This window comes from Waltera intestinalis (assembly GCF_009695995.1).
Taxonomy (GTDB): domain Bacteria; phylum Bacillota; class Clostridia; order Lachnospirales; family Lachnospiraceae; genus Acetatifactor; species Acetatifactor intestinalis.
In genome coordinates this window covers 166,915-179,663 of sequence record NZ_VUMU01000005.1, presented here as the reverse complement: position 1 = coordinate 179,663, position 12,749 = coordinate 166,915, and the positions used below count along the sequence as shown (strand labels likewise).

The window sequence follows — 12,749 nt, the reverse complement described above, 5'->3', positions numbered from 1 at the left end:
AGCAAAAGACGCTTCTAATCTTATTTCATATCGCGGCGTTCGCCGCATCACGGCAAAAATAAAAACCGTGATTTGTGAGCAAGCTCCCAATCACGGTTCTTATTTTGCCTATGCGCGGCTCATTGCTCGCGTAACTTTCAATTTACTTGTCTTGTGCAACTGTTCATATCACAAAGTTCTGACAACTTGTAAAAATATGAAATAATTAACAATATTTACTTGTAATAGCAGTATATATTTAGTAAAATACACGTAAGGGGTTAAAAATCCAATCCAACGGCTGGACAAAATACCCAAAATGCAGAATAAATGGAGGATGGGATATGAATATTTACACAACAGACAAGATCCGCAACGTAGTATTACTGGGCCATGGCGGCAGTGGCAAGACCAGTCTTGCAGAAGCCTTTGGTTATCTGTCCGGTATCACCTCTCGTATGGGCAAGGTAGATGACGGCAATACCCTCAGCGATTACAGTAAAGAAGAACAGAAACGTCATTTCTCTATCAGTACCTCCGTGATCCCCATTGAGTGGGAAGGATACAAAATCAATATTATTGATACACCTGGTTATTTTGATTTCGTGGGAGAAGTGGAAGAGGCAGTTAGTGCCGCAGGAGCAGCCATCATAGTAGTTAACGGCAAGTCTGGCATCGAAGTTGGCACCCAGAAGGCATGGGAGCTTTGCGAAAAATACAAGCTGCCCCGTTTCATCTATGTTTCCAACATGGACGTGGATAACGCTTCCTTTCGTCAGGTAGTGGAAGATATGACTAACCTGTACGGAAAGAAGATGGCACCGTTTCATCTGCCGATCCGTGAAAACGAGAAATTTGTAGGATACATCAATGTTATCACCGAGAGCGGTAACCGCTGGGAGGGTAAGGAAGTTGTTCCCTGTGACGTACCGGATTACAGCAGGGCGAATCTGCAGATCTGCCGTGATACCTTAATGGAAGCCGTAGCCGAGACCAGTGAAGAATTCATGGAGCGGTATTTCGGCGGAGAGACCTTCTCTGAAGCAGAGATCCGTGCAGCCCTCCGTACCAATGTTTGTGACGGCAGCATCGTTCCCATGACCATGGGCTCTAACATTTTGTGCCAGGGTATGTACACACTGTTAGATGATATTATCAAATACATGCCCAGCCCTGAGAACAGAGAAGTAGCGGGTATCAATCTGAAGACCAACGAGATCTACCATGCGGATTATGATTTCGCAAAGGCTAAATCCGCTTACATTTGGAAGACCATCGTGGATCCGTTCATTGGAAAATACTCCCTGATCAAGGTAAACTCCGGTGTACTGAAAACGGATGATCTTCTGTATAACGTGGATCGTGATATTGAAGAGAAGATTGGCAAAATCTATGTATTGCAGGGCAATAAGCCTATCGAAGTCAGTGAACTGCATGCCGGAGACATCGGAGCACTGGCGAAGCTGACAGCAGCGAGAACCGGCAACAGTCTCTCGACTAAGGCAACGACTATTAAATACGGCAAGTTCGATATTTCCACCCCTTATACCTACATGCGGTATAAGCCGAAGAACAAGGCCGATGTGGATAAGATATCCCAGGCATTGCAGAAGATGACTCATGAAGATCTGACCATCCGTGTAGTGAACGATGCAGAGAACCGCCAAACCTTACTTTACGGCATGGGTGACCAGCATCTGGATATCGTGGTCAGCCGTCTGTTAAACGAATACAAAGTAGAGATCGAGCTTTCCAGGCCGAAGATCGCATACAAAGAGACCATCAAGAAACAGTCTGATGTGGAATATAAGTACAAGAAACAGTCCGGCGGACATGGACAGTACGGTCATGTAAAAATGCGTTTCTCACCTTCCGGCGATCTGACGAAGCCCTATGAATTTGCAACAGAAGTCGTAGGTGGTGCAGTACCGAAAAACTTCTTTCCTGCAGTAGAAAAAGGTATTCAGGAGTCCGTGGGCAGAGGACCTCTGGCGGCATATCCGGTAGTTGGTGTCAAGGCAGTATTGTATGATGGCTCTTACCATCCGGTAGACTCTTCGGAGATGGCATTCAAGACCGCAGCGATTCAGGCATTCAAGAAGGGTGTTATGGAAGCGGGTCCGGTTTTGTTAGAGCCTATCATGTCCCTGAAAGTTACAGTACCCGATGCTTACACCGGTGACATCATGGGTGATCTGAACAAAAGAAGAGGCCGCGTACTGGGCATGACTCCCATGAGTGGCGGCAGACAGATCATCGAAGCGGATATTCCTATGAGTGGATTGTTCGGTTATTGTACGGATCTGCGTTCCATGACCGGAGGCAGAGGCGATTATTCCTATGAATTTGCCCGTTATGAGCAGACACCTTCCGATGTGCAGGAGAAGGAAGTGGTAGCTAGAGCAGCGAAAGTAGCAGAGAATAACGCAGAAGATTAATGTACAAAATACATAGTATTCATAAAAAGAGACCGGCGGATGTTGTACCGGTCTCTTTTTTGTTATCCCATTGTAACATTGTAAAATCAACGATACCGCTGCATCAGATTGATCAGTAATGTGATCCATGCAAACATGATTCATCACCTCTCGTATATATGATATGCACAGAGAACAGAAAATATGTACAAATATGTATGGATAGAGCCGCAGTCCTTGACAGTATCGGCAAAACACGATAAAATAATCGGTAGTTTTTTAACGACTTGAGAACGTAAATTCAAATAGAAAACTTCTCATAGTTTAGGAGGAAATAATTATGGCAGTACCTTACAATCACAGAGAGGTAGAGAAAAAATGGCAGACTGTCTGGGATGACGAAAAAGCATTCAAGACTTCCGACGATTTCTCCAAGCCCAAATATTACGCACTGGTAGAGTTCCCTTATCCTTCCGGACAGGGATTACACGTAGGTCATCCGAGACCTTATACCGCACTGGATATCGTAGCACGTAAGCGCAGAATGCAGGGATACAACGTGCTGTATCCCATGGGATGGGATGCATTTGGTCTCCCTACCGAGAATTACGCAATTAAAAATCACATCCATCCGAAGATCGTAACCAAGAATAACGTGGCAAGATTCAAGAATCAGCTGCATTCCTTAGGTTATTCCTTTGACTGGGACAGAGAGATCAATACCACGGATCCCGAGTATTATCATTGGACCCAGTGGATCTTCTTAAAGCTGTTCAAGGCAGGACTGGCTTACAAGACAGAGATGCCTATCAACTGGTGTACCTCCTGTAAGGTAGGTCTGGCAAATGAGGAAGTAGTCAATGGCGTCTGCGAGCGTTGCGGTTCCGAAGTCATCCGTAAGGTCAAGAGCCAGTGGATGCTGAAGATCACTGAATATGCAGACAAGCTGATCCAGGGACTGGACACCGTAGATTATATCGAGCGTGTCAAGGTTTCCCAGAAGAACTGGATCGGAAAGTCCCAGGGCGCGGAAGTAGACTTTACCCTCACCGGAAAAGATGAGAAGCTGCGCATTTACACCACCAGACCGGATACTCTGTTCGGTGTTACCTACATGGTAGTATCTCCGGAGCATCCTGTACTGGATAAATACAAGGACGAGATCAAGAACTGGGATGACATTGTGGCATATCGTGAGATGGCTGCGAAAAAGTCTGATTTCGAACGTACTGAGCTGGCAAAGGATAAGACCGGTGTCTGCATCCAGGGTCTGACCGCTACCAATCCCGTCAACGGTAAAGAGATCCCTGTATGGGTATCTGACTATGTATTGATGACTTACGGTACCGGCGCTATCATGGCAGTACCTGCCCATGATGAGAGAGACTGGGAGTTCGCTAAAAAGTTTGGCATGCCTATTATCGAAGTTGTAGCCGGAAGCCCTGTCAGCGTAGAAGAAGCTGTATATACCGATGTTGCTGATGGTACTTTGGTCAATTCCGATTTCCTGAACGGCCTGTCTGTGGCAGAAGCCAAAGAGAAGATCATGAACTATCTGGAAGAGAAGGGCATCGGTAACCGCAAGACCAATTATAAATTAAGAGACTGGGTATTCTCCAGACAGCGTTACTGGGGTGAGCCGATCCCTATCGTACATTGCGACAAGTGCGGATATGTTCCCATTGATGAGAGCGAACTGCCGCTGCAGTTACCCGATGTAGAGAGCTACATGCCTACCGATACCGGAGAATCTCCTCTGGCTGCCATGACTGACTGGGTAAATACCACCTGTCCCTGCTGTGGCGGTCCGGCAAAGAGAGAGACCGATACCATGCCTCAGTGGGCAGGTTCTTCCTGGTATTACCTGCGTTATACCGATCCTCACAATGACAAGGCACTGGCAAGCCCTGAAGCATTGAAGTACTGGCTGCCGGTTGACTGGTACAACGGCGGTATGGAACATACCACACTGCATCTTTTGTACTCCCGTTTCTGGCATAAGTTCCTGTATGATCAGGGCGTAGTACCTACTCCCGAACCTTACCAGAAGAGAACCAGCCACGGTATGATCCTGGGATCCAACGGTGAGAAGATGTCCAAGTCCCGTGGCAATGTGGTAAATCCGGACGATATCGTACAGGATTACGGTGCAGATACTCTGCGTACCTACGAGATGTTCATCGGTGCCTTTGATCTGAGTGCTTCCTGGAGTGAGGAAGGCGTAAAGGGATGCCGTAGATTCCTTGAGAGAGTCTGGAAGTTGCAGGATATTCTGACTGATGAAGAAGGCTATAGTGCAGACTTAGAGACTAAAATGCACCAGACCATCAAAAAGGTCAGCAGCGATTTTGAGAACTTGAAGTACAACACCGCCATTGCAGCTATGATGTCCCTAATCAACGAGTTCTATAAGAAGAACGCCATTACCAGAGGCGAATATAAGACACTGCTTACTTTGCTTAACCCCGTAGCACCTCATATCACTGAGGAATTGTGGCAGACTGCCGGATTCGAGGGCAGACTGTATCAGGCAGCATGGCCTGAATTCGAGGAAGAGAAGACCGTAGAGAGCGTTGTTGAGATCGGTGTTCAGGTCAACGGCAAGATGCGTGTAACCATCAATGTTTCCAAGGATGAGACCAAGGAAAATGTCATCAACATGGCAAAAGAAGCTCTGGGAGACAAACTGACCGGCAACATCGTAAAAGAGATCTATGTTCCCGGCAGAATCGTCAACATCGTAGTTAAATAGTTCAGCTATGAACGAATATGTCCATGAGGTAAAAGCCGTCTTATGAGCAAAGGTAGGCACGTAGTGACGGAAAGCGTGATAACGCGACTTTGCGAATGGTGTTGGCTGAAATTTCGTGAAAGAAATAACTCCTGACAGACCTTACGTCTGCCGGGAGTTATTTCTTTGAGCGTTGCTTTTTTCTAAAATGTTTTGAATCTGTTGCAGCTCTGCTTCGGTGCTGTATTTTTTGATGGCTGTGATGGCAGCCTGCATTTCCTGTGGGGTAAAAGTGAGATGCTCCTGCTTTGCCTTACGCATGGCAGGCATGAGAAGTGCCATCATTTCTTTTTGTGATTTGCCGTGCCCTTTGGCAAAAAGAGTGGAGAGAAATTCTAATTTTTCTCTGGGGATGTCCTTCACAAGATCATCCTGCATCCAGAGGGGAGTCTGGGAATAATCCATTTTGTTGACCTCCTGATTGATTTTGAGTGGCTGCGAAAAGTTCGGACAACATAGCCGGATCACAACCGTCCAGATCGGAGAAGCCTTCCGGGAACAGCTCCTGCATGGACTTAGCCATATCCATCATTTCTTGAAAATTATGGATATTGTCAAGCATCTGGGTGACCTGCTGCAGGGATGCTTTCTGCGTTTCATCGCATAAAGGCATGAGGTCACTGCATAATTCACCGGCGAGACTGCTTTCATCGGATGATAGAGGAAATCTGTGCAGAGCAGTCTCCGGATGCTTTCTAAACAGTGCCAGCGTATATTGCAATTCCAAAAATTTTATGTAGACAGCAAGTCCTTTCAGGAGATGCGGATCTATATAATAGGCAAGTGTTTTCAGAATCTGAATGCGGTTGTTGGTAAATAAAGTGTCAAAGGCGGCCGCCTTGTCGATTCTGTTATCATCCATGCAGATAATACCTTCCAGTAAATGAATTACTAGTATCTTATGAAGCGGATAATTCTCTTATGCCAATCAGTCATTCGGGGTACGGAAGATCCGCACCCCGGGATGATCGATCATACGTGTGTAAAAAGTCTGGTAAATCAGCAACCGCAATTTCCACAGCCGTTGTTGCCACCGCCACAGAAGCAGGACAGGAGCAGAATCCAGATCAGCCATTCGCAACAATCATTTCCGCCGCAACCATTGTTTTTATTTCCCAGAAGTCCGCAGCTGTTGTTGCCGCAACCGTTACCGCAGCCACCGCCGCAGAACAGTAAAAGGATGATCCAGATGCAGCTGTTGCCGAAGATACCGTTACAACAGTTGTTATTGTTGCTGCAGGAATTATTGTTGCAGCCACAGTTTGTAGCAGTTAAGTCACTCATTTTTAGTGCCTCCACTTTTTATTTATGCTCTATTGTATGCGGGGGAGCCTGTCAATGTTTCCGGAAAAGACTTGCAATAATTTTCTAATATAGTAAAATAAAAATTACTATGTGGAAATGTAATTAGATGATAATATGTAGTTAAAATGATGCAGGCTTAATTCATATAAGTTTACCCCACTTATCCCTGACATCTTATTATTTACTTAAGGATAGATTGAATGACACAGAAGATATATATCGTAGAAGGGCGGCAGTTTCGGACAGAGGCGGATTACCAGAACGCTCTGAAGGATCAGCAGGTGATTGAAAATCTTCGGATGCAGACTAAGAAGATGAACCTGTCGGATCAGAAGAAGCTCTTGGAAGTGATCCGTAGCGGAAAATGCAGATTTCACAGTATCCTGGGACAGGATTATATGGAGGAACTGGCAGAAGAAATCCGCAGACAGGAACGAAAAGATGCCCCGGTTTCCAAAGCCAATGCAACGAAAAAAAAGGAACTTTTAAAGAAGCCAGTAAAGAAAAAAGAAACACCGAAACGTAGGCAGACCACACAGAAACAGAACAAACCGCAGTTTGATGAACAGGAACTGGATAAAATAGTAAAAGAAGAACTGAAGAAGCGCGAAAAACGAAGAAAACTTCTGGTAGTCCTCTGCGGTATGGCAGCCATTGTCTGCCTGGGGTATTTCGGCGTATATAATTGGTACAATTATCGTACTGCTGATAATTACAAGCAGCTGAGCGAATTGAAAGATAAAGAGCCAACAGCAAGCGATGCACCGGCTCCGGTGATTCATTATACCGTGGAGGAAGGACAGAGCACGCCGCCTCCGGTGCTGGATGAATATAAAAATCTATTAAATAAGAACAAAAGACTAATCGGATGGGTAAAAATTGACGATACTAATATAGATTACCCTGTTATGCAGACAACGGATAACGAATATTATCTGGATCACAATCTGAATCAGGAGTATGACAAGAACGGATCCATTTTCATGGACAAGGACTGTGATGTGCTGAAACCCAGTACAAACCTTATTCTGTATGGGCATCACATGAAAAGCGGGCAGATGTTCGGAGGCTTATCCTTATACAGCGACCAGAGCTACTATGAGAAACATCCCTGCATACAGTTTGATACCATCTATGAAAAAGGTCTGTATGAGATCATGTATGTATTCCGTTCAAGGGTATACAGTGAAGATGAGATCGTATTCAAATACTATCAGTTTATAGACGCCCAGAGTGAGCAGGAATTTGACTCTTATATGAATGACATGGAGGGAATGTCATTATATGACACAGGAGTCACGGCTCAATACGGTGACCGGCTTTTAACTCTGTCGACTTGTGATTATCAGGAGAAAAACGGCAGATTCGTAGTGGTTGCTAAAAAGGTGACGACAAAGGAGTAAAGGATGACTAAGGGTACAAGGAAGACCAACAGAAGATTAAAAAAGACAGTAAGGAAGACCCTGGGAACATTGTTCCTGATCTCGGCGATCGTAGTAGCAGCGATCCCTACGGAAGGACTGCGTGCGGAGGAAGATGCTGTGGCGCAGGCTGCAGGACATTCACATAATGCGACACATAGCTCTTCTAAATATAAGGTTACGATTCCGAAGGACGCATCAGAGAAAGCAAGTCTGCTTTCCGGTAGCAGCACAATTCCCACCATGGATACGCTGATTCCCGTGGTAGACAGCAATGCGACCATTTATACAACAGAGACCAACACAGACGGAACCAGCTATCAGTTTGCCTATGTGAACTATAAAAATTCCTGGTGTGCAGTATTGCTTGGTTATAATAAAAATACGACATTGACCGGGAATGTACTGGATATTCCCGATATGGTAAATGCGTACATACAGCCTACCGGTAACCAGGGTACCATCAATGGTTACGTGGCGGCAAGTAAGAATGGACAGCCTTTGTATTATGAGGCTCTGACACAGAAGACCAGAGAAGTGGAAGTACAGGCGACGGATAGCGAAGGAAATCCAAGATATGATTCGCAACAGAATCCGATCATGGAGACCAAGACTGAGACTTACTACGATGGTGAGATGCGTCCTTGTTATGCTACGGACAATGCCTGGAAAGAACTTTCTCTTGAGAATTTCTTCCAGAAAAAGGGCACCGGTTATTCTTACACCAGTACGCAGGCGGAAAATGAGGATAAAACAGCAAAAGTATATGACGGATTTGCAAAGACAGAACAGCCGGATGATCAGTGGATCAAGGATCTGGATGTAAAATACATCGGTAACCAGTATCTGGCATCAACAGCCAATCCAAATGGTACCTATACCTGGTCTGTGGCAGGAGATATCACATCTAAAAATCCGTTAGATGGTATTTTCGCCGGAGCCAGCAATATTGTAACACTGAACATTGGTGAGAAACTGATTGGTGTCGGCAACTATGCGTTCTATGGCTGTAATGGTCTGAACAGCATTTCCTTTGGTAATGGTATCACTGTCATCGGTAACTGGGCGTTTGCGGAATGCGGCAGTATGAAAGCAGTGAACATCCCCAGAGAGTGTAACCTGGCACAGTTGGGAGATCATGCTTTCTACAGTTGTACCCAGTTGACGGATATTGATATTCCTATTTCTGTAAGTTATATCGGAGACTATGCATTCGCGGAATGCCGGTATTTATATGAAGTAGAGATATGTAATCCGGAGCAGGAGAACGGCATCAGCTCCAGCAGCCTGAAGGAAATGGGCTGGAATGTATTTGAAAATGACGAAACCCTGTATTCCGTGACTTTCCCGGATATGTATAGTGAGATCATCGGAATCTCCATGTTCAAGGGATGTAAGAACCTGCATTATGTAGCTTCCCGAAATGCACAGTTTACCATCAACTCCGGAAGTGCAGATGATGATGTGTATTGCTTTGACTGCTTTAAGTCCATGCTTGCGGATGATCCGGTAAACGGTACTTTCTATTTTGAAGGACTGAATACCAGTCTGCTTCATACATTGTGCCGGGAGAACTGTTTTGCATTCAGTTACATCAATTATGATCCGACTACAAAGTTATACCAGAAGCTGAACCAGTATGAATTGACGGTTCAGGACCCCCAAGTTTCAGGTGAACCTGGCCGTTCTACGTTTGTAGTAGATTCCTCCAACCAGTTGCTTAATGCCAGCGTAGGAACCGGCGTTAAGACATTGAATATCCCGGATCCCATCGGACCATATCATATTTACAATATCTCGGCAAATACATTTGCCAACAATTGTAACCTGACAATGGTATCTCTGCCTGCCAGTGTACAGTCGGTTGGAGAGGGTGCTTTTCGCGGATGTCATAATCTGGCAACGGTAATATTTAACAACAGCAGTATTGCTATTGGAACGGATGCGTTTAAGACCCAGGACTTTACCGGTACACACAGAACGGGTTGTACACACAGCACAGCGACAGCTATGAACGCTGCAGATAACAGTCCGGCAGTGAAACTGACCTTTGTAGGAGAAATCTCACCGGAGTCCACGCCGTATAAGTATGCGATGAGCCCGGACGGCAGATATAATAACAGCAGTCAGGTGGCAACCTATGTCAGATATTGCAGCGGATGGCCGTTTAACCTGGTAGTACAGTACAATCCGGAAAAGAATGTCAGCGAACTGACTGATTTTCCGGCATTTACGGAGTTAACCAAGTACTTAAATGAAGCTGATTATCCGTATCTGACAGATGCTCAGAGAGATGCAGCGAAAACTGCTCTGGATAAATATACTTCTGGAAGTTCGCTGACAGAAGATCAGCAGCAGTTCATTGATTCTGCGCTGAATGTGACCATACCGGAAGGTGTTCAGGCAATCAAGGATGGACTGTTTGTGGAAAAAGAGAAGGATCAGAAGGAAAAGACTCTGACCATATACGGTCTCGACAGTATTGAAGAAAATGACTTCAAGGGCGCAAAATACCTGACTAATGTCATCAGCTACAGCAATACCCTGTCCAGCATAGCAAACAATGCCTTTGAAGGCTGCGAGAAACTGGCTGCAGTGCAGATCAATGGCAATACCCAGTCCATTGGTAACTATGCATTTAAGGATTGTAAGCTGTTGAAAGATGTGTCCTTGTCGGGAAATATCAGCAGTCTTGGCAGTATTCCGTTTACCGGCTGTGAAATTCTGGATAAGGTAACATTCCAGGGAACGGATTATTTCACCTGTGATAATTCGATTATCTATGGAATGAACGACAGCGCAAAAGCGAAGATCATTGAATGCTTAGAGGGCAGAACCAGCAAGCGTGTGAACGCCAAAGAGACAACAGGCGTGACGGAAATGGCACCGGAGGCATTCCGGGGCTGCGACAATCTGACTACGATCGATCTGTCGGACAGTGCTATTACAGTAGTACCGGAATATGCATTTGCGGACACCAAGAATCTGGATACCGTGAAGCTGCCGATCACCTGTGAGGAACTGAAGGGTAATGTATTCAATGGCAGTAATATGAAATGGCTGGAGGAGTCCAGTGAGAGATTAACACTGATTGATCAGGATGCTTTTAACGGAATTCTTAAAGATAAAGGGGCTGTTACTTTGTGTGCTCCGTCGACCAGTTACCTTTACAGATATGGTGAGGCAAACGGATTTGCTGTGGAAGATACTCCGCTGGAGGAAATCTATACCGTTATCTTCCGTGACTGGAATGAAGAACTGCAGAAAAATGTCCAGGTAGACGAACAACAGGTACGGGGCGGGGAAGATGCGGTTCCGCCTACACCGTTAGGTAAGACCGGCGAAGTATTTAAGGGATGGGATGGCGATTACACGAACATCACGGAAGATACGACATGTACCGCTATTTATGAGAAGGAAGATCCCGATGCAAGTAAATTTACCGTAACTTTCCTGGATTGGGATGATAAAGTGGTCAAGGAGATCAAGGTATCCTCCGGTGGAAGCATCGCAGATGCAGATCTGCCTAATACTGCGACTCTAGTGAGAGATGGTTATTTATTTATTGGCTGGGACAGGGATCTGACCAACATCACAGAGAATATTACCACCAAAGCCGTATATAAGGCGCTGAGCGAGGATGATATTGTAGTCAGATATATCAACAGTGTGACCAAGGAAGTATTCTATCAGACTACGATCAAGAAGGGTACGGTTGCACCCAGTATCCAGACCCCTACGGTCAGTGGTTACACCTTCAAGGAATGGCTGCCGGATATTGCAACAGCTATCACAGAAAATACAGATTTCTATGCAGTATATGAAGCCAGTGGCTCTAATAATGGTGGAACTGCCAGTCCGGGTGCCAGCACCAGTCCCGGAGCAAGCACCAGTCCCGGAGGCAATAATAACAACGGAACTACTGCCAAGATGTATACTCTGACGGTTAAAAACGGTTCCGGATCCGGAAGTTATGTGGCAGGTTCCCAGCCGATCATCGTGGCAAATGACCCTGCGGCGAACCAGCAGTTCAGTAGTTGGTCAATAGATCCGGCCAATACGACGATTGCCAGCAAGGTATTGTCTGCAACTGTCATCACTATGCCGGAAGCTAATGTAACAGTAACTGCAAATTATACTGCAAAATCCGGTTCAGGTAACAAAACAAATACATCTACAGGAAGCGGTAATTCCACGAATTCCAATTCCAACAGAAGACCGAGCAGCACTACTACGGGAACCGTATCCGGTGGCAGAACCACCGTTGTTATTGATAAAAACGGTCTGTCCAATACCGGTGTGGTATCTGCAACGGTGAATGGATCTTCTGATAACTTTGTGATCAAGATCACAGAGAGTGCAGCAGCTTCCGAAGAGGTAGTTAAGGCTCTGATGGCAGAGTACGGCAGTGATATCAGTGCTATCAAATATTTTCCTATGGATATCAGTCTGTATGATTCCACGGGCAATACGAAGATCACGGATACCACGGGATTATCCATCAGCATTACGTTACCGCTGCCGGATTCCCTGATCACCTACGCAGGTAATAATAAAGTGGCCGGAGTAGTGAACAGCAAGCTGGATAAGCTGTCGCCGAAGTTCTCCACGATATCCGGAGTATCTTGCGTAACCTTTACGGCAGAGCATTTTTCACCGTATGTGATCTATGTGGATACGAATAATCTGACTGCGGGAACCATCGCAGACAGCACACCTAAGACCGGAGACGGCATTCATCCCAAGTGGTTCCTATCCATGGGACTTGCATGTATCTCGGTAGTACTCTTCATGAAGAAGGACAAAAAGACTCTGCGGAAAGCCAGAGCCTAATGT

At 45.6% G+C, this 12,749-nt stretch carries 8 protein-coding genes; 5 read left to right on the top strand and 3 right to left on the bottom strand.

Annotated elements, in window-relative coordinates; all coding sequences use genetic code 11:
* The 3 genes from FYJ59_RS13915 to leuS form a co-directional block, all read left to right on the top strand.
* A partial coding sequence (locus tag FYJ59_RS13915; RefSeq protein ID WP_205839473.1) for a hypothetical protein occupies positions 1 to 205 on the top strand: 205 nt, incomplete at its 5' end.
* 118 nt (positions 206 to 323) lie between these two features.
* Positions 324 to 2,417: an elongation factor G gene (locus FYJ59_RS06420; RefSeq protein ID WP_154496001.1), complete on the top strand. Its 2,094-nt coding sequence runs from the start codon at positions 324 to 326 to the stop codon at positions 2,415 to 2,417.
* Between the two features lie 319 nt (positions 2,418 to 2,736).
* On the top strand, positions 2,737 to 5,148 hold the full coding sequence (leuS, locus tag FYJ59_RS06415; protein ID WP_148446883.1) for a leucine--tRNA ligase: 2,412 nt from the start codon (positions 2,737 to 2,739) through the stop codon (positions 5,146 to 5,148).
* 141 nt (positions 5,149 to 5,289) lie between these two features.
* Here leuS and FYJ59_RS06410 read toward each other — a convergent pair whose 3' ends face one another.
* The 3 genes from FYJ59_RS06410 to FYJ59_RS06400 form a co-directional block, all read right to left on the bottom strand.
* Entirely contained in the window at positions 5,290 to 5,592 is a 303-nt protein-coding gene (locus FYJ59_RS06410) for a hypothetical protein (RefSeq protein WP_148446881.1), read from the bottom strand.
* Positions 5,555 to 6,049, bottom strand: a complete 495-nt coding sequence (locus tag FYJ59_RS06405) for a hypothetical protein (protein ID WP_154496000.1) — start codon at positions 6,047 to 6,049, stop codon at positions 5,555 to 5,557. Before FYJ59_RS06405 ends, FYJ59_RS06410 begins: the two co-directional genes overlap by 38 nt.
* A 137-nt stretch (positions 6,050 to 6,186) precedes the next feature.
* Complete coding sequence (locus FYJ59_RS06400; RefSeq protein ID WP_154495999.1) at positions 6,187 to 6,471, bottom strand: chorion class high-cysteine HCB protein 13; 285 nt, start codon at positions 6,469 to 6,471, stop codon at positions 6,187 to 6,189.
* 221 nt (positions 6,472 to 6,692) lie between these two features.
* Here FYJ59_RS06400 and srtB point away from each other — a divergent pair, with 221 nt between their 5' ends.
* Together srtB and FYJ59_RS06390 are read left to right on the top strand one after the other, a co-directional pair.
* The gene (gene srtB / locus FYJ59_RS06395) at positions 6,693 to 7,895 is read left to right on the top strand and encodes a class B sortase (RefSeq protein WP_154495998.1); all 1,203 of its coding nucleotides are present in this window, start codon (positions 6,693 to 6,695) and stop codon (positions 7,893 to 7,895) included.
* A 3-nt stretch (positions 7,896 to 7,898) separates the two neighbouring features.
* A complete protein-coding gene (locus FYJ59_RS06390) occupies positions 7,899 to 12,746 on the top strand; it encodes a leucine-rich repeat protein (protein ID WP_154495997.1) in 4,848 nt (1,615 codons plus the stop codon).
* The last annotated feature ends 3 nt before the right edge of the window (positions 12,747 to 12,749 follow it).